Here is a 24,284-nt window from a genome sequence, read left to right as displayed (position 1 = left end):
AAGCTGGCTCCTACGGGTCTAGGTTGCTTCGACCGTGTTGTTTCTCCCAAAGGCATTGCTTCGAGGGATCGAACCCTGTCCGCGCGTGCTTTTTGTAGGAGCCAGCTTGCTGGCGAAGCTTTCAGGGCGATTCGCGAGCAAGCTCGCTCCTACGGGCGAGGTGGTTGTTGCTCAAGTAGGACCAGCTTGCTGGCGAAGCTCTTGAGGATGAGCATCATCATAACCAAGTCGCATCCCAGAACGGATAGTCGCCGATGCGCTTGACCAGCCCGGCCCGCAACGGGTTCGCTACGATGTAGCGCGCTACGTCGCGCAGGTCTTCCTCATTGCGAATGGCACGGTCGTGATACCCCTTTTGCCAGATTGCCCCGTGTGTGCCGTGGAGTCTGTTCAAGGAGATTGCGCTCCGCGATTTTAGGCGCTGCATCAGCTGATTCAACGAGCCGGTTTTCAACTGCACAAGCCAGTGCAGATGGTCGGGCATTACTACCCAGGCCAGGGACTGAATCGCGTCCGATTGTCCAGTCTGATGAATCTCTTGCGCCAGCAACGACGCTGCCGGCCACTCGCCAAATGCTGCGGCTCGGCCCAGCGTCACACAGGTTAGTACATAGGTTTGGTCGGGTAGGTTGACTCGCCCTTTGCGTAAATCGCGTCCGTGAAAGCGCATTCCGTTGCGTCCTTCCGATTCATACCGAACTTGTGTCCCAGTGCCGCGCTTGCGGCTGCTGGCGAGATTCGCGAGCAGGCCTCCCACGGGGTGTCGTTGCTTTGTAGGAGCCAGCTTGCTGGCGAAGCTTTTTGGGACGGTTCGCGAGCAAGCTCGCTCCTACAAAAAGCTGCTCGCGATTGCCGCTCCGTCCGTCGCTTAGTGATGTTCCCGCGTAGCCCTGAACTTCACTTCCGGCCAGCGCTCTTCCATCAGTGCCAGATTCACCCGTGTCGGTGCGAGGTAGGTCAGGTGCCCGCCGCCATCGATCGCCAGGTTTTCATAGGCCTTGTCGCTGAACTCCTTGAGCTTCTTCTCGTTGTCGCACTCGATCCAGCGAGCCGACCAGACGTTGATCGCCTCGTAGGCGCACTCGACCTTGTATTCCTCTTTCAGCCGGCTGGCGACGACGTCGAACTGCAGCACGCCGACCGCGCCGAGGATGATGTCGTTGTTGCGCTCGGGGAAGAAGACCTGGGTGGCGCCTTCCTCGGCCAGTTCCTGCAGGCCTTGGCGCAGCTGCTTGGATTTCAGCGGATCCTTCAGACGTACGCGGCGAAACAGTTCCGGCGCGAAGTGCGGAATGCCGGTGAAACCGAGGTTCTCGCCTTCGGTGAAGGTGTCGCCGATCTGGATGGTGCCGTGGTTGTGCAGGCCGATGATGTCCCCAGCCCAGGCTTCTTCCAGTTGCTCACGCTCGCTGGAGAAGAAGGTCAGGGCATCGGCGATGCGGATGTCTTTGCCGATGCGCGCATGGCGCAGCTTCATACCTTTCTCGTACTTGCCCGAGCAGATGCGCATGAAAGCGATGCGGTCGCGATGCTTGGGATCCATGTTCGCCTGGATCTTGAAGACGAAACCGGTGAACTTGTCTTCGACCGGCTCGACCACCCGCTCGTTTGCGGCGCGTGGCAGCGGGCGCGGCGCCCAGTCAACGACCGCATCGAGTACGTGATCCACACCGAAGTTGCCTAGCGCGGTGCCGAAGAACACCGGGGTCAGCTGGCCCTGGATGAACTCGTCCTGGTCGAACTCGTGGCAGGCGCCCTGGACCAGCTCCAGCTGTTCGACGAAGCGGTCGTACTCGTCGCCGATGTGCTTGCGCGCCTCGTCGGAATCCAGGTTCTGGATGATCTTGACGTCGGTGCGCTCATGCCCGTGGCCTGGCGTGTAGACGATGATGTAGTCGTCCTTGAGGTGGTACACGCCTTTGAAGTCGCGGTAGCAGCCGATCGGCCAGGTGATCGGCGCGGCCTTGATCTTCAGCACCGCCTCGATCTCGTCGAGCAGTTCGATGGGGTCGCGAATGTCCCGGTCGAGCTTGTTGATGAAGCTGACGATGGGCGTGTCACGCAGGCGGCAGACGTCCATCAGGGCGATGGTGCGCGGCTCGACACCTTTACCGCCGTCGAGGACCATCAGCGCCGAGTCCACTGCAGTCAGAGTGCGGTAGGTATCTTCCGAGAAGTCTTCGTGGCCGGGGGTGTCGAGCAGGTTGATCATGTGCTCGCGGTAGGGAAACTGCATCACCGAGGTGGTGATGGAGATGCCGCGCTGCTTTTCCATTTCCATCCAGTCGGAGGTCGCGTGGCGGTCGGATTTACGCGACTTCACGGTACCGGCCACGGCAATGGCCTTGCCCATCAGCAGCAGCTTTTCGGTGATGGTGGTCTTGCCCGCATCGGGGTGGGAAATGATGGCGAAGGTGCGGCGCTTCGCGACTTCGGCGGCCTGAGAGGTCATGGCGGTCCCGGTATAGAAAGCGTGTCGGAAAAAGCCGGCGATTATAGCGCAATGCCGTGGGAGCGATGGCAATAGCCGGAGGCACCCGTCGTGTCGGGGGCACCCGTTTTTCAAAGGGCCCGTTGGGTCGCAGAAGGGCGTGGTGATCGAGCGAGCATCGGGGGCTCTGACCGGCGTCCGTCCGCCTTGCTTGAGGAACATCCCCGCGTCATATCGGTCGGTTTGAATACGGTAGGTTTGCCGAATGGTCAAAAAAAGGAGTGAGCGCGGATTTTTCGTTGATCTCAATCAGCTGTGGTTCTAAAGTTCGCGCCCGAACGTCCATGCTGGCAACGATCCATCCGGCTCAAGTACTGACGACGAGAGATCACGATTTTCACCAGACCGCTGCGGCAGTTGCCGTGGACCTGGCCGTGATGCTCGGCGACATGCCTTGGGAAGTAGGCGAACCAAAGTGGGGAAACTGATCAGGCGTTCACCCCTAATCCGACTTTACGTTTTCCCGATTTGGAGCCATGCATGTCGATCAAGATCGAAGACTACTATTCCCGTCCCACTTTCCAGAAGATGAAGGATTTCGCTGACCAGCACGAAACGCCGTTCGTGGTCATTGATACCCAGACCATCGACAAGGCGTACGACGAGCTGCGCGCCGGTTTCGAGTTCGCCAAGGTCTACTACGCGGTCAAGGCCAATCCGGCGGTCGAGATCATCGACCTGTTGCGTGACAAGGGCTCGAACTTCGACATCGCCTCGATCTACGAGCTGGACAAAGTCATGTCCCGCGGCGTTGGCCCGGAGCGCATCAGCTACGGCAACACCATCAAGAAAGCCAAGGACATCCGCTACTTCTACGACAAGGGTGTGCGTATGTTCGCCACCGACTCGGAAGCCGACCTGCGCAACATCGCCAAGGCCGCACCGGGTTCGAAAGTCTATGTGCGGATTCTCACCGAAGGTTCGACTACGGCTGACTGGCCGCTTTCGCGCAAGTTCGGCTGCCAGACCGATATGGCGATGGATCTGCTGATCCTGGCGCGCCAGTTGAAGCTAGAGCCCTACGGCATCTCCTTCCACGTGGGTTCCCAGCAGCGCGACATCTCCGTATGGGACGCCGCGATCGCCAAGGTCAAGGTGATCTTCGAGCGCCTGAAAGAAGAAGATGGCATCGAACTGAAGATGATCAACATGGGTGGCGGCTTCCCGGCCAACTACATCACCCGCACCAACAGCCTGGAGACCTACGCCGAGGAAATCATCCGCTTCCTCAAGGAAGACTTCGGTGACGACCTGCCGGAAATCATCCTCGAACCGGGCCGCTCGCTGATCGCCAACTCGGGCATTCTGGTCAGCGAAGTGGTGCTGGTGGCACGCAAGTCGCGGACCGCCGTCGAGCGTTGGGTCTACACCGATGTGGGCATGTTCTCCGGTCTCATCGAAACCATGGGCGAAGCCATCAAGTTCCCGATCTGGACCGAGAAGAAGGGCGAGATGGAAGAGGTGGTCATCGCTGGCCCGACCTGCGACAGCGCCGACATCATGTACGAGAATTACAAGTACGGCCTGCCGTTGAACCTGGCCATCGGCGACCGTATGTACTGGCTCTCCACCGGTGCCTACACCACCAGTTACAGCGCGGTGGAGTTCAACGGCTTCCCGCCGCTGAAGGCCTTTTACATCTAAGAGTCATTAGGCTTGGAAAAACCCGCTTCGGCGGGTTTTTCTATTCATCACGTTGACGTTCGCACGACCCGCTTTAGCCGCAGCGTCGCCTGCTGGCATCGACCATTGGCGTCGCTGTCGCCTCCTGGGCGGGTGCCAGTATCGCTGCAGAGGCGACCAATAGCGCAACACCGATGGAGCTGGACAGCGTTACGGTCACCGGTGAGCCAGGGTCAGTACAGATCCCGTTTATAGAGACCTTGTTCCGTCAGCTGCTGCAACCGCTCTTCACCGAGTGTGCCGGCAAGGATCTGCTGCACTTCGCGCCCCATGCCTTCGAGGCTGCCACAGATATAAAGCGCGGCGCCTGCATCGACCCAACGCCGCAATTCATCGGCCGCATCGCGCAGTAGGTGCTGTACATAGATCTTCTCCGGCTGATCGCGGGAAAACGCCAGGTCCAACCGCTGCAAATGGCCCGATTGCAGCCAGCCCTGTAGCTCGTCACGAAAGAAGTGATCGTGCTTTGCGCTGCGCTCGCCAAACAGCAGCCAGTTTACGGAGCCCGGCGTGCCGGCGCGCTCGCGCAGATGGGCGCGCAGCCCAGCAAGACCGGTCCCGTTGCCGATCAGGATCATCGGCGTGTCGGCAGCGGGCCCGTGGAAGCTCGGATTGCTGCGTACCCGTAGATCGATCTGCTGCCCGGTTGCGGCATGGTGGCAGAGCCAACCAGAACCTATTCCCAGACGACCGTCGGCATGTCGCGCTTCGCGAACAAGGAGTTGCAGCTGGCCATCAGCGGGAACCGAGGCGATGGAGTACTCGCGATGCGGCAAAAGCGGAAGTGTTACTAGCCCGTCGACATCAAGCCCGCGTAGCGTGGTTTCTTCGGGCAGCCGTCGCATGGACAGCGCTTCGGCGAGCGTGTGATGGGCGATTGACGCCTGCGGCTCATGACCCAGGCGTCGCAGCAGCGCGTCCATCGCGGCCAGCGAATGGCGCGGGCCGATCTCTGCGATGTCCCCGGCGCGCCAGTCGTGTGTGCCGTGGTGTGCGCTCAAACCCAAATGAAACACCGGCGCACCCTGACTGCCGGGGTTTAAACATTCACGCAGATCAAGGTGCCAATGCTGGTACGGCACCGGCTGCCAGTCGGTGAAGTCGCTGCGACCACTGATGTGACCGAGCTGCTGCTGCCAGTGGCGCAACACACCGGCATCGTTACGGTCGACTTCCAGGCGATCGAACAGCGGCATGGCGCCGAGCTCGCGTAGTCGGGTATCGAGTCGCCGGCCAAAGCCGCAGAAGCGGCGGTATTGACGGTCACCGAGAGCGAGCAGGGCGAATTCCAACGCGGAAAGATCGACATTCACATTCGACAGTCGTCGCTCGAAGTGAGCCGCGTTGTCCGGCGCTTCGCCTTCGCCATAACTGCTGACGATGAAGAGTACGCGGCGCTGTCTCGCGAGTGCCGTCTGACCAAGCGCGTTCAATGGCAGCACTTCGACCGCCACACCTGCAGTGCGAAGCTGTTCGGCGCTGCGCTCGGCCAGTTCGCGGGCTTGCCCGCCCTGGCTGGCATAGGCGATCAGTAGGGTGTCGGCACTGGGCCGAGTCGAAGTGGCGGCATCCGCTCGATGGCGATGCCAGATGGCCAGGCATACACCGAGATAGGCGATGACGATCAGTAGCGCAGAGACTTCCCGCGGGGGCTGCCACCTGAACAGCAGCGCGGCGAGCACCAGGCACGCCAGCAGCGGGGCATAGCGCGCGAGCGCGCGGAAGCGAAACAAGGTCGACCGTCTCCTGCAGTGGGCGAAGCGGTAGTTGGGCAAAACATCCAATCGATGCGCCAAATGCTCGCCATGGCCGCGAGCACGGATACGTTCAGTCTTGTGTTATGCCATGGTCGAGAAAGTGCAGCGGCAGCCTACCTTCACCGCTGCGATTCTTGCTCTCTTACTGCGGCAGTACTTCCAGCGTGGCGCTGTAGCTGGCGCGACGTTCGGTGGCAGGCTTACTCACGCCTTTATCCGTTTTCAGCTCGGCCTCCAGCCAGTACATGCCGGCTTCCGGCCAGGTTATGCCGACCTTGCCTTGCGCGTCGGTTGTCGCCTTGATCTCGCCCAACTGGTCGCGATAACGATTGCCGCCTGGAATCACGCTGATCTCGACGCCAGCGGCGGGCTTGCCATCGAGCAGGAAGGCGAAGTCTGCGGTTTCGCCGGCGAACAGGTCGTTGGGGTGGGTGACCGGTGCCAACTCAAGTCCTTTGCCAGTGGTTTTCAGCACTGTCTCGGTGGGATTGCCGGAGGTCACGAAGACTTCCATGCGGCTGCTGTTCTGGCTCACTTTCAGGTTGTCCGCCTCGGCTGGCACATCCTTGGCGAAGCTGTCCGGGCTGCCCATCCAGCGGCGTGTTTCACCATTCTCTTTCCAACTGGCGAACAACCCGTCGTTGGCAACGGCCAGCTTGTAGGTGCCTTTCTGGGGCAGGTGCAGGTCGAAGGTGCTGCGGTAGCGGCCCAGATTGCCGTTTTCGGCCTTGAGCTGAGAGCCGTCCGGCGCGATCAGCTGCAGTTCCGGCACTGGACGACGCATGCCCGGCGGGCCGCCGGCAGGGGCGTTATCGAGATTGCCGATGCCCTTGAGGCGCAGCGGGAAATGTTCGAAGTAGAACAAGTCGTTGGAAACCGCCGCATCGACGGTGATCCACGGGTCTTCGCCGGAAAGCACGGTCGCGGATGGCAGCATCCAAGCGCGGTGCGCCTGGGCAGAAAGAGGCAGGCAGACGGCAAGTGCCAGCGCGGTCCATTTGATCATCGGTTTCATGTCGGCTTCCTTATTCAGGGATTAACAGTGACGGAGATGGCACCCAGTTCGCTTTCGCCCTGAGCCTTATGCGTCTGTTGAGTGGTTGCTGGCCAGCTGAAGGGCACCCGCAGCAACTCGCGGCCACCGACTTCACGAGCGGCTTCGACCACCAGCCGGTATTCGCCAGCGGGCAGGTCTTTCAGCGGTGCCTGGGTGTCGTCGAACTTCAGCGTGTGGCTGCCCACCGCGCGGGTGGCCGAGCTGACGCCGTCCACCGGCATCTCCAGGCTACGGCCGCTGCGCCGCCACCACTGGCGCATATCCTTGAGCCATTTTTCGCCTTCCTGATCCTTCAATTTCAGGTCGTACCACACCGCCAGGTTGGCAGCATGGCTCTGATCCGGACGTTCCAGCCAGAGCGCGACGTAAGGGCGGTGGTACTCGGCGACCTGCAATCGAGGAATTTCGACGGAGACTTGCAGGTCGGCCGCCATCAGCGGTGCGCTGAGCAGGGCGAGGGGCAACAGCAGGGTTTTTCGCATTGCAGATCCTTAATGAATGAACAGCAGGGCCAGCAGCACCGGCACCACCAACCCCAGGCCCACCAGTGGCCAGGTGGTCGGGCGGCCGGCCGCGTGGCGCTGCAGCAGAAGCAGGCCGGTGAGGCTGAAGACCACGCAGGCCCCGGCGAAGATGTCGATGAACCAGTTCCAGGCGACGCCGGTATTTCGGCCCTTGTGCAGATCATTGAGGTAGGAGATCCAGCCGCGATCGGTGAATTCGTAGAGCAGCTCACCGCTTTCCAGTTCGAGGCTCAGCCAGGCATCACCGCCGGGGCGGGGCAGCGCGACATAGAGTTCGCCGTCAGTCCACTCGGCATCGCGCTCGGTGAGGTCGATTTCCAGTTCGCTTTCAAGCCAGATGCGCAGGGGTTCCGGCATACCCGCTTCGGGTGGTTGAGCCTGCAGTTCGCGCTGCAGTGCTTCGGGAAGCCGGGCCTGACGTTCGATTACCTGAGGGCTCGCCTCGATTTGTGCCGCATGATTGAGCGTGATGCCTGTCACGGCGAACAGCAGCATACCGACCAGGCACAGCGCGGAGCTGATCCAGTGCCATTGGCGCAGGGTGCCGAGCCAAAGGTGCATGGTGGTCCTTGAAAGCGAGGGGATGGATGGCAGGATTCTAAAGGCGGGGTGCGCGCGGATGCTAGGAATTTACAGACGACATACATTCGCGTTTGGCGCTGGGATAGCCACGGCAAAAGACGGGTACGTCTTTTGCCGTGTACGAGCTGATCAGAACGTGATGTTCGCCGAAAGCCAGAGACGGCGGCCTTCTTCGATGGTGCCTGCCCCGGCCGCGCCTCGAGAAATGTGAGCGTAGCTGGATGCCCATTGGGTGTCGCCAGCACTGTCGGTGTAGTAATCGCCTTCGAGGAAGTCCTTGTTGAACAGGTTATAGATAGTCGCGTTGAGGGTCAGGTTCTCCGAGGCGCGGAATGAGCCGCCGAGGTGAAATACTTTATAAGCCTCGAGGTCGCCAACCTGATTCTGCAGCGCCTGGTCGTCTGCGGCGAGGTTTGCGAATGTGTCGGTGAATCGGGTTCGTTCTCCGCGGTATTCGCCCTTAAGCCACAGTGTCAGGCGGTCGCTGGCGTTCCAGTTCAGCCGCGCGTGGGCCATATGTTCGGGGGTATTGGTCAGGGGAGCACCCTTGTTGGCACCGCTTTTCTGTTCGCTATCGCTGTAGGTGTAGTTACCGCTTAGCGTCCAGCGCGGCGCGAATTCCCAGCTGGCCGCCAGCTCCAGGCCTTGGGTTTCGGCTTCGCCGATGTTGATCTCTTGGGCAAAGCTGTCTTGGGTAAAACCGCTGCCATAGCCGACGCAGCCCGGCTGGTTCGGATTGGCCGCAGAAAAGCAGTTCGGAACTGGCGTGCCGGTATCGATCTTGTCCTTGAAGTCGTTATGGAAGAGCGTGGCGTTGGCATTGAAGCCGACGAGGTTGTCGTAGTAGACGCCCAGCTCGGTGTTGGTTGTTTCCTCTGGTTCAAGATTCGGGCTGCCGATGGTCAGGATGGTGCCCTGACCGGTGACGCCATTGATGCCGTCGTGCAGCTGGTTGAGGCTTGGCGTTCGGTAACCCTTGCTAACGCCGCCTTTCATGGTCCAGCTATCGGTGGTGTTCCAGACCAGATAAGCACGCGGGCTGACATGGCCGCCGAACGCCTCGTGATCTTCGTAACGGGCACCCAAGGTCAGAGCCAAATCGTCGCGCAGACGCCACTCATCCTCTACGAACAGCGCCCAGGAGGTCTGCTGGAAGTCTTCACCGGCGATGCCGTCAGTCAACTCAGCGTCCCAATACTGACCGCCAACCGAAAGCAGATGAGCGTCGCCAAGCGGCGCTACCAGTTTCGTATCGAATATCAGGTCGGTGGATTCGAGCTCACGGTCGCCACCGCCAACAATCGAGGCGTAAGGCGGTGCGTAGGGAACACCAACGGTTCCGGCAATGGTGCGGCCGATGGTTTCGGTGGTGTTGTGGGTCACGCTGCTTTCGAGCGTGCCGAAATTCAGGCGCGCGTTATGGCCCAATGCGAACTGGTCGCGCTCGAAGCGAAGCTCGTCCGCGTAGCCGTTTGCCGTGCCGGGTGAATCGGCGCAATTTCTATCCCTGCCATCGAGCGTGCCTAGCTGACATTCATCGTTGTTGTAGGCCTGGCGGCCACGTTCGAGGTCCAGATAGAAATCATGGTCTTCATGAGGAGTAAGGCTCAGGCGGCCACCGATATTGTAGTTGCGACCCTCCACCGGTGAGGCACCTCGCTTGGTGACCTCGGTGTTGTTGTCGAACGTGAGATCGGATGCGTCCCGGTCGTACAGACTGCCGCGAAGGGTCAGCCCGGCCAAGTCGTCTATCAGCGGACCACTGGTGTAAAAGCTGGTGTTGCTGGAGTCTCCGTAACTACTATCTTCCTGGAAAGTATGGTCCAGGCTGATGGAGGCGCCCCATTCGGACGCGACCTTCTTGGTGATGATATTGACCACGCCGCCCATTGCGTCCGAACCGTACAGGGTAGACATTGGGCCGCGGATCACTTCAATTCGCTCGATGGCTGACATCGGCGGCATGAAGCTAGTGGATGTATCGCCAAAGCCGTTCGGGGTAACGCTGCCGGCAGGGTTTTGTCGGCGGCCGTCGATCAGAATCAGGGTGTATTCGCTGGGCATGCCGCGAATGCTGATATTGAGGCCGCCTGTCTTGCCAGTGCTTTGCCGGATATCCACGCCCTCGACCCCGTCAATCGCCTGCGCCAAGTTGCTATAGCGATTCTGCTGCAGATCTTCTTGGCTGATCACGCTGATGCTGGCTGGCGCCTCGGTAATTTTCTGTTCGAAACCCGAGGCGCTGACAACGGTGTCGCTTAGCGTGACAGGATCAGCTGCGATGACATCGAGGCTAAAAACTAATACGGCGCTGGCGAGCGCGGTGCGGGCGAAGGGGGCGTACATCCATGGCTCCTTACTATCAAGAATTATTCGCAGCCCGCATGATAGTGATTCTCGCCCGCAGCTAAACATGATTCGCATCAGAATTTCATGAACAACCGCGTTGGAACGCCTCGATGCCCGGACGGGCCAGGCGTTGCGGTTATGTGTCAATTTGTTGCGATTGTGTTCTGGCGGGGCTGCGGAGCGATTTCAGGCTGTAGCGAGCGTGGATGGCGGGCGTCGCGCCTGGGTGGCGAGTCTCCGCGCGCAATGCGATAGCGTGGAGTCGCGGCGCCCGAGGGACACGCTCGAGGGCGCCGGTGTATCTGACGCCTCTTTAGCAGGCGTGCAGCGCTACCAAACTGGCATTCACAATGTCATGGCATCAGCACTTCGATCATGCCGTCGGCACTGATGCTGACCTGGCGGCTCCCGGCCTCGACCTCCGGGGTCGGCATCGAGTCCATGCTTTTCATGGCGAAGTTGCGCATTACCGGCTGGTAACCGCCACCGCTACCCAGGTTGAGATTGACGATGCGGTAGTCGGAACCGCCTAGCGCCTCGGTAGCCAGTTGTGCACGGGCGCGGAAGGCGTCGACGGCGTCCTTCAGCAGGGCATCTTCATTTTGCTTGCGGATGGCATCGGAAACGCTGAAGTGCATGCTGCCCATCTTCAGGCCCTGCATCAGCTCACCGGTCAGTTTGGACAGAGCGGCAAAGTCGCCACTTTCCAGGCGCAGCTCGGCACGCTCGCGCCAGGCGGTGATCTGCTGGCCCTTTTCCTCATAGACCGGATAGCTGCTGCGGCTGCCCTGGCTGACCACGATGCCTTTCGCCTGCCGTGCCCGTTGCAAGGCTTTATTCATGGCTTCGGTGGTTAGCGCGGCCAATTGCGCCGGGTCCTGATGCTGAGCTTCGCTGTATAGCGTGACGTGCATGCGGTCGTGTGCCACCTCGCTGCTGGCCTCGGCGCGCAGCGAAATCTGGTTGTAGCGTTGCTCGTCGGCAACAGCGGGAAGGCAGGCGATGCAGGCCAGCAGCGCAATGCTGCGGGGGGCGGATACGAACATGAAGGCTCCTGAGTTCGATGCACCAACGGTGCGGCGCAGAGACTTTAGCCCTTTGGTGCGAGCGCCGCAGATTTTCCGTGCGTCGCGTTGCCGCAGATCAGCTGTCTTTCCGATGGCTTGGTTATACTCGCGACTCCTTTGGAGACCCCATGTACGCATCCGTTCATCTGCTGTCTGCCAGCCGTCAGAACCTCCGTCTGCTCACCCTGATCCGCATCCTCGTGCTCGCTGCTCAGGCGGGTGCAGTGGGGCTCGCCTATGCGACTCAATTGTTTGCCCTGCCATGGTTGCATCTGGGCATCACATTGGCCGTCTCCGCGTTGATCTGCCTGGGCACGGCATTACGGCTGCGTGGACCCTGGCCGGTGACCGAGCTCGAATACGCGGTGCACCTGGCCGCCGACCTGCTGATTCACAGCGCGCTGCTGTATTACTCCGGCGGCTCGACCAATCCATTTGTTTCCTACTATCTGGTGCCGCTCACCATCGCCGCGGCAACGCTGCCGTGGTTGTATTCGATCGTACTGTCCGGCCTGGCACTGGTGGGTTATACGCTGATGCTGGTGTGGTACGACCCGGTCATCGCACCGCCCGTCGATCGCACGACGTTGCTGGTTTACGGGATGTGGCTGAGCTTTGCGCTGGCCGCGGCGCTGATCACCTTCTTCGTTGCGCGCATGGCCGAACAGTTGCGACGCCAGGAACAGTTCCAGGCCCAGCGCCGCGAAGAGAGCATGCGCGACCAGCAGTTATTGGCCGTGGCAACCCAGGCTGCCGGTGCCGCGCATGAACTGGGCACGCCGCTGGCGACCATGAGCGTGCTGCTCAAAGAGTTGCGCCAGGAATACCAGCAACCTCAGCTGAACGAAGACCTGGCTCTGCTCCAGTCACAGGTTCAGCTATGCAAGGAGAGTCTGCGCCAGTTGGTGCGCGCAGCCGAGGCGGATCGCCGTCAGGCCGTCGTTGAACAGACCGTGCGGGAATGGGTTGCGTCGGTCCTGCAGCGTTGGCATCTGATGCACCCCGAGGCAACCTATCGCTTCCAGTGTCTGGGCAAGGGTACCCCACCTCGTCTGATGCCCCCGGCGGATCTGGGCCAGTCGTTGCTTAACTTGCTGAACAATGCGACCGATGCCAGTCCGGACAACCTCGATATCCGTCTGGATTGGGATGCGCAGTGGATCAAATTGACGATTCGCGATCACGGCGCCGGTGTGCCTTTGGCCATCGCGGAACAAATCGGCCGACCTTTCATTACAACCAAGGGCAAGGGATTCGGCCTCGGCCTGTTCCTGAGCCAGGCCAGCGTCACGCGCGCTGGCGGTACGGTGAAGCTCTACAATCATGAAGACGGTGGCACCCTGACCGAGTTGCGCCTGCCGCATGGCTCGGTGCGGGTCTGACCCTAACGCGAGGAATCTAAGCATGACCGAAGAGTTGCAGCACGAAGGCGAAGAACAGCCCCATCTGCTGCTGGTGGATGATGATCCGACGTTTACCCGAGTCATGGCGAGAGCCATGAGCCGTCGCGGTTTACAGGTCAGCATCGCCGGGTCGGCTGAGGAAGGCCTGGAAATGGCGAAGCAGGACCTGCCCGACTACGCAGTGCTGGACCTGAAGATGGAGGGCGACTCCGGCCTGGTCCTGTTGCCCAAGCTGCTCGAGTTGGACCCGGAAATGAAGGTGCTGATTCTTACCGGTTATTCGAGCATCGCCACCGCCGTCGAAGCCATCAAGCGTGGCGCGTGCAATTACCTGTGCAAACCCGCCGATGCTGACGATGTGCTGGCCGCGCTGCTCTCCAAGCATGCCGACCTGGATACGCTGGTGCCGGAGAACCCGATGTCGGTGGATCGCCTGCAATGGGAGCACATCCAGCGCGTGCTCGCCGAGCACGACGGTAACATCTCCGCCACGGCACGGGCACTGGGCATGCACCGCCGGACGCTGCAGCGCAAACTGCAAAAGCGCCCGGTAAGGCGGTAGAAAAGCAGCCTCAAGCTGTAAGCGGTTTGGGGCAGCCCATACTTCCAGCTTCCAGCTTCCAGCTTCCAGCTTCCAGCTTCCAGCTCGTAAGCGATTACCATAGGCGGCCTCTTCGCACTCGAGCTCGCTCATGCTTTCCGTTGCCATTCAGACCCTGGGCATCACCGCTCCGGTCTTCATCATGTTGTTCATCGGTGTTGCGCTCAAGCGGCTGGGCTGGATCGATGCGGCGTTCGTCCAGACCGCATCGGCTCTGGTGTTCAAGGCCACGATGCCGACCCTGTTGTTTCTCTCGATTATCAATGCCGACCTGGACGCTGCGCTGCAGCCGGGCCTGTTGTTCTACTACGTCATGGCCACCGTGGCGACCTTTCTTCTGGCGTGGGTTTGGGCACTTTGGCGCTGCCCGCAGGCGGATCGCGGCGTCTATATCCAAGGCGCGTTTCGCGGCAACAACGGCATCGTCGGCCTGGCGCTCGCAACCAGCCTCTATGGTGACTATGGCTTGTCGCTGGGCGGCGTTCTGGCCGGTGTGGTGATACTCGTCTACAACAGCCTGTCGGCGCTGATTCTGGCCATCTACAGCCCGGACGGACGTGTCAGTGCTGGCGCCATTCTGTTCAGCATCCTGCGTAACCCGTTGGTGATCGGCGTGACGGCTGCCGTTCCCGTTGCCTATTGGCAGATTCCGTTGCCGGACTGGCTAATGACCTCCGGCCAGTACTTCGCCCAGATGACCCTGCCGTTGGCGCTTATCTGCATCGGCGGCACGCTGTCACTTTCGGTTCTGCGCGAGAGCAGCCGTATGGCGATGAGCTCAAGCCTGATGAAAATGGTTTGGCTCCCCGCGCTCGCCACGCTTGGCGCCGGGCTCTTTGGGTTCCGCGGCGCGGAGCTGGGCATCCTGTTTCTGTATTTCGCCAGCCCGACGGCCTCGGCCAGCTTCGTCATGGCGCGGGCGGTCAACGCCAATCATCAATTGGCCGCGGTCATCATCGTGATCACCACACTCATGGCCGCGGTGAGCATCAATGCCGGGCTGTTCCTGCTCGGCTGGCTGGGGTGGATCTAGGGTCTGTTGCCGTTTCGCTGCGGACCGCGTTGCTGCGCCAAATCTCGCCAGGCAAGGCGCGGGACGCAGGTAATGGTCGCTCCCTTACCAAGTCCCGCAACGCCGCATGGCGAGATTTGCCGCGCAACCCGTAGGGACGGGCCGGTTTTTGTGCGATACGGCGTTTCTCGTCGCTTATTTGGAACGACCAAACTGCGCGACTCGTGCCTTGTCTCGCGCAATAACCGGCTCCGTCGCGGCCGCGACGAAACGGGAACAGACCCTAGGCTCCGCCTGTCGTTGTTGTGATCGGTGTCGGCTTTTGCAGCTTAAGAAAAGCCTAGGGCGGTCGTAATCATCAATAGGCCTCAGAAAAAAATACCCGTTTCCGTCACATTGCCTCGGACAATCGACGGCTTACCAATCAGGGGCCGGCCGCCTTGAGTTCTGGGAATCGCATGATGTCGCTATTTACACCTTCGAGCCGTTCGCTGACCCGCGATGCCAATCGCGTCGTCAACCTACGCCGCAAGCTCGGTCCCGGTCTGGCGTTGCTACTGCTGCTGAATCTCGGCACCTTCGCCGGTGGCGTTTGGATCGGGCGGGATCTAGATGCTGTACAGCAACCTGTAAGCCTGGAAGAGCCGGGCCTTGGCAACGAAGGACGTTTCGCCATTGCGCGTGTCGGCAAAGTTGTGGGACGGCTAAAGTCGCTGGAGTCCGATGTGCTCGCACTGCAGCAGATGATGGGCGAGCAGCGCGTTCTGAGCGCACAACTTTCGGCTCTTGATCCAAGCCTGTTGCCACTGTTGCTGCCGAAGGATTCGCACAGTGGCAGCGCAGGGCAGGGCGGTATCTTGCTACCACCGCAAGGCTGCTCGGGTGAGCTGTTGCTGACAGCGGACAACGTATCGCTGGCCGATCTGGAGCGCACCGAGACGTCCGCCAGCTGCATGCGTGCTGTGCTGGATGAAATGATGCAGCGCGTAGCAGAACGCAATGCGGCGCTGATGGCCATTCCGTCCCGCCGGCCTGTCGGTGAGGCGCGCCTGGGTTCGGCCTATGGCAACCGCATCGATCCGTTCAAAAAGCAGGCCGCTTTCCATTCGGGAGTGGATTTTTCGTTGCGCTCCGGCTCGGATGTGCTCGCCGCCGCAGGCGGTCGGGTTCGCTTCGCCGGCACTCGTGGCGGATACGGCAAGCTGGTGATAATCGATCACGGCAATCAGCTCGTGACTCGCTATGCGCACCTGTCACGGATGCACGTTAAGAGAGGCGATGTGGTCACGCCAGAGCAGCTGATTGGAGCCGTCGGATCGACCGGGCGCTCCACTGGCCCGCACCTCCATTTCGAGGTGCTGCATAAGGGGCGATTCGTCGACCCTCAGCGTTTCCTTGCCCTGGGTGATCTGGAGCGGGTCAGCAATGCTCTGGCTGAAGACTAGAACGCCCGATACGCGCCAGCTGGTTCGTGCCGAGCATCGGCTGCTGATCACGCGCCGGTCGCGCTCGTGGCTCTGGGTAGTATTGGTCATGCTCTGCATGATCGCCGCGTTGGTGAATCTGCGTATCAGCGAGGGTGCCGCCCATGAGCAGCAGCTCATCGCACTGACAGCGGAGAATCAATCGCTTCAGGACGCTCTTGCACAGGGTGCCCTTCAACATCAGGAAGCCGAGGCGACACAAGAGCAACTGCTCGGGCGTATCGCCAAGTTGTCCGCGCAGATCGAGCGCTTGCAGACAGACCTGGCTTTCTTCCGTCAGCAGAAGAAAGCCCGTTAATTCATTGGAGTACATGATGTTCAACAAGAAAAAGCCGGTGCCTCGGGTCATCATTGACCAGTTCTCGAGCCTGATTTCCGGTAACGTCTCGCTGGTGGGCGACATGGCATTCGAAGAGGGGCTGAAGGTCAGCGGCACGGTGTGCGGCAACGTCTGCCACAAGCCAGGGACGCACAGCTTGCTGGCACTGAGCGCCGAAGGACGGATAGAAGGTAACGTCAGCAGCTACGATGCGCTGATCGACGGCACCATCGTCGGCGACCTGGTTGTCGAGCACCTGCTCGAACTGCATTCCAACGCGCGAGTGCGCGGCAATATCCGCTATCGTCAGTTGAGCATGGAGAACGGTGCCGTCGTCGACGGCACGCTCAATCGAATGGATGACGACGAGGAGACCGGGCAGGTCGTCGAGCTGCCGCGGCTGCAAGTTGGCGAGGGTTGAAGCCAGAGATTGCCGGACGAAGATCCGGCACTCAGCTGGTTTGAGCCGCTTTGCGTGAGCGCTATCGGATCAGCGCTGCTGCTTCCAGGCGCGGCTGGCGATCACCATCAAGGTCACCGCAGTCAGCGGTAGGACATAACCGATCATTGCGTCGCCAAAGGTTTCAGCAAATGGGCGCCCCGTGCTGATCATCACCAGGTAGACGGTGTAGGCCACGTAATAGGCCAGGAATAGCAGGCCTTCCCAGCGGTTGATGCTGTAGCCGGTGAAGAAGATCGGCAGGCAGGCCAATGCCACAGCGATCATGACCGGGAAGTCGAAGGCCAGCGCGTTGGCCGCGACGCCGATGGCCTGCGGCGATACCAGCGATGCCAGTCCCAGCACGCAGAGCAGGTTGAAGATATTGCTGCCGACGATGTTGCCTACGGCGATATCGCGCTCACCGCGGATGGCTGCAAGTATCGAGGTCGCCAGCTCCGGGAGCGAGGTACCCACGGCAATGACAGTCAAGCCGATCACCAGCTCCGACAGGCCCAGCGCCCGGGCCAGCGACACGGCGCCCTCCACCAGAAAGTTTGAGCCGGTTACCAGCAGCACCAGGCCAGCAAGTACGAGGCCGGCGTTGATCAGGCTGGCGTAGGGCTTGGGCTGGGCATCGAGGCCGAACTCCTTGGCGAATTCATCGTCCGCTGTCGCGGCGGCGTTGGCGCGGCGGCTGCTGATGATCAGGAACAGTGTGTAGGCGATTACGGCAGCGAATAGCAACGCACCATCAAGTCGGCTCAATGCGCCGTCCCAGGCCAGTGCGTAGGTAACCAAGCTGGCGCCGATCATGATCGGTACATCGAGGCGGATCAGCTGACGCGAGACGATCAGCGGCGCAACCAGGGATGTCATGCCGAGAATCAGCAGCACGTTAGCGATGTTGCTCCCGAGCACGTTGCCGATGGCGATGTCCCCACTGCCGTTCAGTGACGCCTGCACGCTCACCGCCGTTTCCGGCGCGCTGGTGCCGAAGGCCACCACGGTGAGCCCGATGATTAATGGTGGGATGCCGAACTGCGCGGCCAGCTTGGCCGCCCCTCGTACCAATACTTCGGCGCCAGCAACGAGCAGCACCAGGCCGGCTATCAAGTACACAAAGGTCATCAGGGTCACGAAAAGGTCGCTCCAGGGAAGGAAAGCAGAAGGCTCAGCGCTGGTGTTTCCAGGCGCGCAGAAAGATCACCAAAACCGTGATGGCGGTCAAGGGCAATACGTACCAAGTCATTGCATGGCGCAACAGGTTGATAGCCGGCAGGCCCGTGGAGAACATCACCAGATAGAGCGTATAGGCGAAGTAGTAGCCCAGGAACATCGTGCCTTCCCAGCGGTTGATGCGATATCCCGAGAAAAAGATCGGCAGGCAGGCCGCAAATACCGCCAGCATGACCGGCAGATCGAAGGCCAGTGCATTAGGCGAGATGGACAGCCCGTCGGACGAAATCAGCGCCCCAGCACCCAGTACCAACAGCAGGTTGAAAATGCAGCTGCCAACCACGTTGCCCACCGCGATATCGCGCTCGCCGCGGTAAACCGCCAGCAGCGAGGTCGCCAACTCGGGCATCGAGGTCCCGACGGCGATGACGGTGAGGCCGATCACCAGCTCCGACAGGCCAAGCGCACGTGCCAGGGCTACCGCGCCCTCGATCAGTAGATTGGATCCGAGCACCAGCAGGCCCAACCCAAGCAGGATCAGCAATAGTTGGAGCGCCCAGTCGAATGGTTTGGTCTGGTCCTCGGGGCCATACTCGAAGGTGAATTCATCCCTTTGCATGCGCTGCTTGTCGCGTTGGCTGGCGATGACCAGGAATAGCGTGTAGAGCAGCAGAAGCGCCAGCAGGATGCAGCCGTCCAGCCGGCTGACGTTGCCGTTCCAGGCGAGCGCAACGGTCAGTAGCCCGGCGCCAATCATCACCGGCACGTCGAGGCGCACGAGCTGGCGCGATACCAGCAGAGGCGCCACCAGTGCCGATAGCCCGAGGATTAGCAGAATGTTGGCGATGTTGCTGCCGATCACGTTGCCGACGGCAATGTCGCCATTGCCGTTCATGGAGGCCTGGATGCTCACCGCCGTTTCCGGCGCGCTGGTGCCAAACGCGACAACGGTCAGGCCGATGATCAATGGCGAGATACCGAAGCGTGCCGCCAGTTTCGCAGCGCCGCGTACCAGCGCCTCCGCACCTACTACCAGCAAGACCAGCCCGCCGATCAGGTAGGCGAATATCATCAAACTCATCAAAGCTCCGTGTGATTGAATCTGCGGGTTCTGTCAGTTCAGTTCTTCGATCTTCACGTCGACTATGCCGTCGTCGAGCAGGTCGAGCCTGGCGGCGGCGACCCGCGAAAGGTCGATGATGCGTCCCGGCTCGAAGGGACCGCGATCAACGATACGCACCGTGACCTGCTTGCCATTGTCCAGGTTGGTTACCTTCACCCGCGTGCCGAATGGCAAGGTTTTGTGTGCGGCGACCAGTTCGTTCTGATTAAAGGTTTCGCCGCTGGCGGTCTCCTCGCCATGAAAGGCGCGCGCGTAATACGAGGCCTTGCCCTGCTGGGTAAAGGTGGTCTCGGCTTTGGAGTGAGCATCCTGGTTATCGCCGCAGCCACCAAACAGACCGAGGAACAGCGGAACAAGCAGCAGTCTTCGCATGAGCCAATCCTTCCGAGCGGGACCAATCTGATGCCGGCCAGCGGATGGGTTCTATGGCCTCGAAAAACTTTGAGCGCTACTGGACGCAGCCGTTCAACGGTTTGGTGCGCGGTGGCAAATGCGGCGGTCCAATGGAAACGAGGCGGCCCTGGGCGGACCGCCTCGCCCGATCAGCCCTCGAGCTTGGTCTTGAGCAGTTGGTTGACCTGCGCAGGATTGGCCTTGCCCTTAGAGGCCTTCATGGCCTGACCGACGAAGAAGCCGAACATCTTGCCGCGCTTGGCTTCGTCGCTGGCGCGGTACTGCTCGACCTGCTCGGCGTTAGCGGCGAGCACCTCATCCAGCATCTTCTCGATCGCACCGGAATCAGTCACCTGCTTGAGGCCCTTCTTCTCGATGATCTCGTCGGCCGAGCCTTCGCCTGCCGCCATCGCCTCGAACACCATCTTGGCGATCTTGCCGCTGATGGTGTTGTCCTTGATGCGTTGGATCATGCCGCCAAGGTGCTCAGCCGATACTGGCGACTGGTCAATATCAAGATTGTCTTTGTTGAGCAGGCTGGAGAGTTCGCCCATGACCCAGTTGGCGGCCAGTTTGGCGTCGCCGCAGACCTGCTGCACCCCTTCGAAGTAATCGGCCATTTCCCGGCTCGCAGCCAGCACGTCGGCGTCGTAGGCGGACAGGCCGTATTCGCGCTGAAAACGCTCGCGCTTCTCCACCGGTAGTTCCGGCAGGCTGGCGCGCACTTCGTCGAGGAAGCGCTGCTCGATGACCACCGGCAACAGATCGGGGCAGGGGAAGTAGCGGTAATCGTTGGCTTCTTCCTTACTGCGCATGGAGCGCGTTTCGTCCTTGTTCGGGTCGTACAGACGAGTTTCCTGAACGACCTTGCCACCATCCTCGATTAGCTCGATCTGCCGCTGCACTTCGTGGTTGATTGCCTTTTCGATGAAGCGGAAGGAGTTGACGTTCTTGATCTCGGCCCGCGTGCCGAACTCAGCCTGTCCCTTCGGGCGTACCGAGACGTTGCAATCGCAGCGCAGCGAACCTTCGGCCATGTTGCCGTCGCAGATGCCCAGATAACGCACAAGGGCATGGATGGCTTTGACGTAAGCTACTGCTTCCTTGGCGCTGCGGATGTCCGGTTCGGAGACGATCTCCAGCAGCGGCGTGCCGGCACGGTTGAGGTCAATGCCGCTCATGCCGTGGAAATCTTCATGCAGGCTCTTGCCGGCGTCTTCTTCCAGGTGCGCACGGGTGATGCCGATGCGCTTCTGCGTGCCATCTTCCAGGGTAATGTCGAGGAAGCCTTTGCCGACGATGGGGTGGTCCATCTGGCTGGTCTGGTAACCCTTGGGCAGGTCCGGGTAGAAGTAATTCTTGCGCGCGAAGACGTTCTTCTCGGCGATCTCGGCATCGATCGCCAAGCCGAATTTGCAGGCCATGCGCACGGCTTCTGCGTTGAGCACCGGCAGGGTGCCCGGCATACCCAGATCAACCAGGCTGGCCTGGGTGTTGGGTTCGGCGCCGAATGTGGTGGCGCTGCCGGAGAAAATCTTCGAACGGGTGGCGAGCTGTGCGTGAATCTCCAGCCCGATTACGGTTTCCCATTGCATCATCAATCTCCTCAGAACCGGCCGGTGCTTGTTTATGCCACTCGGTGACCTGTTGGTACTGGTGCGCAACGTTGAGCAGGCGACCTTCCTGGAAGTATGGCGCGAGCAGCTGAACGCCTACCGGCAGGCCGTCGATAAAGCCCGCCGGCATTGAGATCCCCGGGATCCCCGCGAGGTTGGCGGTAATGGTGTAGATGTCTTCGAGGTAGGCGGAGACCGGATCGGCGTTCTTCTCGCCGAGTTTCCAGGCCAAGTTCGGCGTGGTCGGGCCGAGAATCACGTCGACCTCATCGAAGGCGTTGACGAAGTCGTTCTTGATCAGGCGGCGGATCTTCTGCGCCTTCAGGTAGTAGGCATCGTAATAACCGGCCGAGAGCGCATAGGTGCCGACCATGATGCGCCGTTTGACCTCGTCGCCGAACCCTTCGGCACGGGAACGCTTGTAGAGATCGGTCAGGTCGACCGGGTCCGCGCAGCGATAACCGAAGCGCACACCGTCGAAACGCGACAGGTTCGAGGAGGCCTCGGCTGGGGCGATTACATAATAGGAAGGGATGGCGTGCTGCATGTTCGGCAGGCTGATGTCCTTCACCGTGGCGCCGAGCCTCTTCAGCTCCTCGACGCAGGCCATGACTGCCGTAGCAATCTTGGCATCCAGGCCATCGCCAAAGTATTCCTTCGGCAGACCGATGCGCAGGCCAGTCAGTGGCTTGGTCAGAGCGGCCAGGTAATCGTCCAGCGGCTGGTCGACACTGGTCGAATCCTTCGGATCAAAGCCGGCCATGGCGCCTAGCATCAACGCACAGTCCTCGGCGGTGCGGGCCAGCGGGCCGCCCTGATCGAGGCTGGAGGCATAGGCGATCATGCCCCAGCGCGAGACGCGTCCGTAGGTGGGCTTGAGACCGGTGAGGTTGGTCAACGCCGCAGGCTGGCGGATCGAACCGCCGGTGTCGCTGCCGGTTGCCGCCGGTAGCAGGCGAGCGGCAACCGCCGCCGCCGAGCCGCCGGAGGAGCCGCCAGGCACGCGGGTGAGGTCCCAGGGGTTTTTCACCGCACCGTAGAAACTCGACTCGTTGGCTGAGCCCATGGCGAATTCGTCCATGTTCAGTTTGCCCAGCGATACGGCGCCCGCTGCAGCGAGCCGCTCGACGACCGTGGCGTCATAGGGTGACTTGAAACCATCGAGGATCTTCGAGCCGCAGCTGGTGCGCACACCTTGGGTGCAGAACAGGTCCTTGTGACCGATCGGCGCACCCAATAGCGCGCCGTTCTCGCCATTGGCGCGGCGGGCATCGGCGGCTTTTGCCTGGGCAAGCGCCTGTTCTTCGGTGACGGTGATAAAACTGTTCAGTTGCGGGTCGAGCGTCTGGATGCGTTCCAGCAGCGAGCGGGTCAGCTCTTCTGCCGAAAACTGCTTGTCGGCCAGTGCACGGGTGATCTCGGCGAGGGTCAGTTGATGCATGTCGGCGTCCTTCATTACTCGATCACTCGCGGAACCAGGTACAGGCCGTCTTCCACGGCCGGTGCGACCGTCTGATAGGCGTCGCGCTGGTTGTGCTCGGTGACTTCATCTGCACGCAGACGCTGGTGGGTTTCCAGCGGGTGGGCGAGCGGCTCGATGCCGGCGGTATCGACCGCTTGCATGCGGTCGATCAGGCCGAGGATGTTGTTCAGGGTCTCGGTGGTGCGGGGCAGGTCGTGTTCATTCAGACCCAGGCGGGCCAGATGAGCGATCTTTTCCACTTCGGAGCGTTCAAGCGCCATCGGGATTCTCCAGCGGGAAGCGAGTCGAGTACACCTTCCGTCGGCTAAGGCCGACGCAAGCGCAGCAGCGGTCGAGCCGCGGCGGTGGGCATTCAGGCCCGGAAAAGCCGTCAATCTTACATGCCTATGTCACTTGTCGGTAGCGCGGCCGCGGCTTGCCGTCCGTCCGGCCATTTATTGCATCTGTTCATTTATCGAGCAGTGGCTCACGTCTGGCCCGATGAGCGCCGACGTGCGCCTTGCCCTAAGTTCGCACCATTGTTAGAGTTTGCGGCACTTTTTTCCCCACGCGTTTGCCCCAGGGCCCTTTCTCCATGTTCAAGAAACTGCGTGGCATGTTTTCCAGCGATTTGTCGATCGACCTGGGCACTGCCAATACCCTTATTTATGTGCGCGATCGCGGCATCGTCTTGAACGAGCCGTCTGTGGTTGCCATCCGTTCCCACGGCAACCAGAAAAGTGTCGTCGCGGTGGGCACTGACGCCAAACGCATGCTCGGCCGTACCCCTGGCAACATCAACGCCATCCGCCCGATGAAAGACGGCGTGATCGCAGACTTCAGCGTCTGCGAAAAGATGCTGCAGTACTTTATCAACAAGGTTCACGAAAACAGCTTTCTGCAGCCCAGCCCCCGCGTTCTGATCTGCGTCCCTTGTAAGTCCACGCAGGTCGAGCGCCGCGCAATTCGTGAGTCGGCCCTCGGTGCCGGCGCGCGCGAAGTCTTCCTGATCGAGGAGCCCATGGCTGCCGCGATCGGTGCCGGCCTGCCCGTCGACGAAGCCCGCGGTTCGATGGTTGTAGACATCGGTGGCGGCACCACCGAGATCGCGCTGATTTCGCTTAACGGCGTGGTCTACGCTGAATCCGTACGTGTTGGCGGCGATCGCTTCGACGAGTCCATCGTGACCTATGTGCGCCGCAACTACGGCAGCCTGATCGGCGAATCCACCGCCGAGCGCATCAAGCAGGAAATCGGCACCGCGTTCCCGAGCAGCGATGTTCGCGAAGTCGACGTTCGCGGGCGTAACCTGGCTGAAGGTGTACCGCGCAGCTTCACCCTCAACTCCAACGAAGTCCTCGAGGCGTTGCAGGAATCCCTGGCGACCATCGTCCAGGCGGTCAAGAGTGCCTTGGAGCAATCGCCACCCGAGCTGGCGTCGGATATCGCCGAGCGCGGTCTGGTGCTGACCGGCGGCGGTGCGTTGTTGCGTGATCTTGACAAGCTGCTGGCACAAGAGACCGGTCTACCGGTCATCGTCGCCGAAGAGCCGTTGACCTGCGTTGCACGCGGTGGCGGTCGGGCACTCGAAATGATGGACCGTCATGCCATGGACCTGCTGTCCACGGAGTGAGCTACAAGCGATAAGCTCCAAGCGCAAGCCGAAAGCAGGGTCAGCTCTGCTCTCGGCTTGTCGCGTTTAGTTTGAAGCCTGCAGCTGCGAGGATCCGCCCATCAAGCCAC

Annotated in this window: 22 protein-coding genes and 1 pseudogene; 9 read left to right on the top strand and 14 right to left on the bottom strand. The window is 61.0% G+C overall.

Features of this window, described 5'->3' with window-relative positions:
- Window positions 1-217: 217 nt before the first annotated feature.
- Both DQ405_RS18610 and DQ405_RS18605 read right to left on the bottom strand, forming a co-directional pair.
- Window positions 218-670: an REP-associated tyrosine transposase gene (locus DQ405_RS18610; protein WP_168425566.1), complete on the bottom strand. Its 453-nt coding sequence runs from the start codon at window positions 668-670 to the stop codon at window positions 218-220.
- Window positions 671-868: 198 nt separating this feature from the next.
- A complete protein-coding gene (locus tag DQ405_RS18605) occupies window positions 869-2,452 on the bottom strand; it encodes a peptide chain release factor 3 (RefSeq protein ID WP_168425565.1) in 1,584 nt (527 codons plus the stop codon).
- A 323-nt stretch (window positions 2,453-2,775) separates the two neighbouring features.
- On the opposite strand from DQ405_RS18605, the gene DQ405_RS18600 reads away from it, so the two are divergent.
- Both DQ405_RS18600 and DQ405_RS18595 read left to right on the top strand, forming a co-directional pair.
- Entirely contained in the window at window positions 2,776-2,919 is a 144-nt protein-coding gene (locus tag DQ405_RS18600) for a hypothetical protein (protein ID WP_168425564.1), read from the top strand.
- Window positions 2,920-2,971: 52 nt separating this feature from the next.
- Window positions 2,972-4,135 (top strand): type III PLP-dependent enzyme, encoded by a 1,164-nt coding sequence (locus DQ405_RS18595; RefSeq protein ID WP_168425563.1) that lies wholly within the window; start codon window positions 2,972-2,974, stop codon window positions 4,133-4,135.
- A gap of 212 nt (window positions 4,136-4,347) precedes the next feature.
- On the opposite strand, the gene DQ405_RS18590 is transcribed toward DQ405_RS18595, so the two are convergent.
- From DQ405_RS18590 to DQ405_RS18565, 6 genes are all read right to left on the bottom strand, one after another.
- Entirely contained in the window at window positions 4,348-5,907 is a 1,560-nt protein-coding gene (locus tag DQ405_RS18590) for a sulfite reductase subunit alpha (protein WP_168425562.1), read from the bottom strand.
- Window positions 5,908-6,073: 166 nt separating this feature from the next.
- Window positions 6,074-6,946: a DUF4198 domain-containing protein gene (locus DQ405_RS18585; RefSeq protein ID WP_168425561.1), complete on the bottom strand. Its 873-nt coding sequence runs from the start codon at window positions 6,944-6,946 to the stop codon at window positions 6,074-6,076.
- Window positions 6,947-6,960: 14 nt separating this feature from the next.
- On the bottom strand, window positions 6,961-7,470 hold the full coding sequence (locus DQ405_RS18580; RefSeq protein ID WP_168425560.1) for a DUF2271 domain-containing protein: 510 nt from the start codon (window positions 7,468-7,470) through the stop codon (window positions 6,961-6,963).
- A 9-nt stretch (window positions 7,471-7,479) separates the two neighbouring features.
- Window positions 7,480-8,073, bottom strand: a complete 594-nt coding sequence (locus DQ405_RS18575; RefSeq protein ID WP_168425559.1) for a PepSY-associated TM helix domain-containing protein — start codon at window positions 8,071-8,073, stop codon at window positions 7,480-7,482.
- A gap of 150 nt (window positions 8,074-8,223) precedes the next feature.
- Complete coding sequence (locus DQ405_RS18570) at window positions 8,224-10,440, bottom strand: TonB-dependent receptor domain-containing protein (RefSeq protein WP_168425558.1); 2,217 nt, start codon at window positions 10,438-10,440, stop codon at window positions 8,224-8,226.
- Window positions 10,441-10,796: 356 nt separating this feature from the next.
- Complete coding sequence (locus tag DQ405_RS18565) at window positions 10,797-11,489, bottom strand: SIMPL domain-containing protein (RefSeq protein WP_168425557.1); 693 nt, start codon at window positions 11,487-11,489, stop codon at window positions 10,797-10,799.
- 149 nt (window positions 11,490-11,638) lie between these two features.
- Here DQ405_RS18565 and DQ405_RS18560 point away from each other — a divergent pair, with 149 nt between their 5' ends.
- The 6 genes from DQ405_RS18560 (at window position 11,639) to DQ405_RS18535 (ending at window position 16,750) form a co-directional block, all read left to right on the top strand.
- Entirely contained in the window at window positions 11,639-12,892 is a 1,254-nt protein-coding gene (locus DQ405_RS18560) for an ATP-binding protein (RefSeq protein WP_168425556.1), read from the top strand.
- A gap of 22 nt (window positions 12,893-12,914) precedes the next feature.
- Window positions 12,915-13,475 carry a response regulator transcription factor gene (locus DQ405_RS18555; RefSeq protein ID WP_168425555.1) on the top strand — a complete coding sequence of 187 codons (561 nt, stop codon included), beginning with the start codon at window positions 12,915-12,917 and terminating at the stop codon, window positions 13,473-13,475.
- 130 nt (window positions 13,476-13,605) lie between these two features.
- Window positions 13,606-14,547: an AEC family transporter gene (locus tag DQ405_RS18550; protein ID WP_168425554.1), complete on the top strand. Its 942-nt coding sequence runs from the start codon at window positions 13,606-13,608 to the stop codon at window positions 14,545-14,547.
- Between the two features lie 440 nt (window positions 14,548-14,987).
- On the top strand, window positions 14,988-15,971 hold the full coding sequence (locus tag DQ405_RS18545) for a M23 family metallopeptidase (protein WP_168425596.1): 984 nt from the start codon (window positions 14,988-14,990) through the stop codon (window positions 15,969-15,971).
- Window positions 15,952-16,308, top strand: coding sequence for a hypothetical protein (locus DQ405_RS18540; protein ID WP_168425553.1), 357 nt, complete (start codon window positions 15,952-15,954; stop codon window positions 16,306-16,308). Before DQ405_RS18545 ends, DQ405_RS18540 begins: the two co-directional genes overlap by 20 nt.
- A 16-nt stretch (window positions 16,309-16,324) precedes the next feature.
- The gene (locus DQ405_RS18535) at window positions 16,325-16,750 is read left to right on the top strand and encodes a bactofilin family protein (RefSeq protein ID WP_168425552.1); all 426 of its coding nucleotides are present in this window, start codon (window positions 16,325-16,327) and stop codon (window positions 16,748-16,750) included.
- Between the two features lie 69 nt (window positions 16,751-16,819).
- On the opposite strand, the gene DQ405_RS18530 is transcribed toward DQ405_RS18535, so the two are convergent.
- The 6 genes and pseudogenes from DQ405_RS18530 to gatC form a co-directional block, all read right to left on the bottom strand.
- Window positions 16,820-17,908 carry a calcium/sodium antiporter gene (locus DQ405_RS18530; RefSeq protein WP_168425551.1) on the bottom strand — a complete coding sequence of 363 codons (1,089 nt, stop codon included), beginning with the start codon at window positions 17,906-17,908 and terminating at the stop codon, window positions 16,820-16,822.
- 34 nt (window positions 17,909-17,942) lie between these two features.
- Entirely contained in the window at window positions 17,943-19,028 is a 1,086-nt protein-coding gene (locus DQ405_RS18525) for a calcium/sodium antiporter (protein WP_168425550.1), read from the bottom strand.
- A gap of 33 nt (window positions 19,029-19,061) precedes the next feature.
- Window positions 19,062-19,442, bottom strand: a complete 381-nt coding sequence (locus DQ405_RS18520; RefSeq protein ID WP_168425549.1) for a septal ring lytic transglycosylase RlpA family protein — start codon at window positions 19,440-19,442, stop codon at window positions 19,062-19,064.
- A 170-nt stretch (window positions 19,443-19,612) separates the two neighbouring features.
- The gene (gatB, locus tag DQ405_RS18515; RefSeq protein ID WP_168425548.1) at window positions 19,613-21,058 is read right to left on the bottom strand and encodes an Asp-tRNA(Asn)/Glu-tRNA(Gln) amidotransferase subunit GatB; all 1,446 of its coding nucleotides are present in this window, start codon (window positions 21,056-21,058) and stop codon (window positions 19,613-19,615) included.
- A gap of 16 nt (window positions 21,059-21,074) precedes the next feature.
- Window positions 21,075-22,520 (bottom strand): annotated as a pseudogene (gene gatA, locus DQ405_RS18510) (Asp-tRNA(Asn)/Glu-tRNA(Gln) amidotransferase subunit GatA); the annotation flags it as partial.
- A gap of 14 nt (window positions 22,521-22,534) precedes the next feature.
- Complete coding sequence (gene gatC, locus DQ405_RS18505; protein ID WP_168425547.1) at window positions 22,535-22,822, bottom strand: Asp-tRNA(Asn)/Glu-tRNA(Gln) amidotransferase subunit GatC; 288 nt, start codon at window positions 22,820-22,822, stop codon at window positions 22,535-22,537.
- Between the two features lie 314 nt (window positions 22,823-23,136).
- Here gatC and mreB point away from each other — a divergent pair, with 314 nt between their 5' ends.
- Entirely contained in the window at window positions 23,137-24,174 is a 1,038-nt protein-coding gene (gene mreB, locus DQ405_RS18500) for a rod shape-determining protein MreB (RefSeq protein WP_025242938.1), read from the top strand.
- Window positions 24,175-24,284 lie beyond the last annotated feature (110 nt).

This window comes from Pseudomonas sp. SST3 (assembly GCF_003325755.1).
Note: the sequence above shows the minus strand (reverse complement) of the source record. Positions and strands in the feature narration are given on the sequence as shown.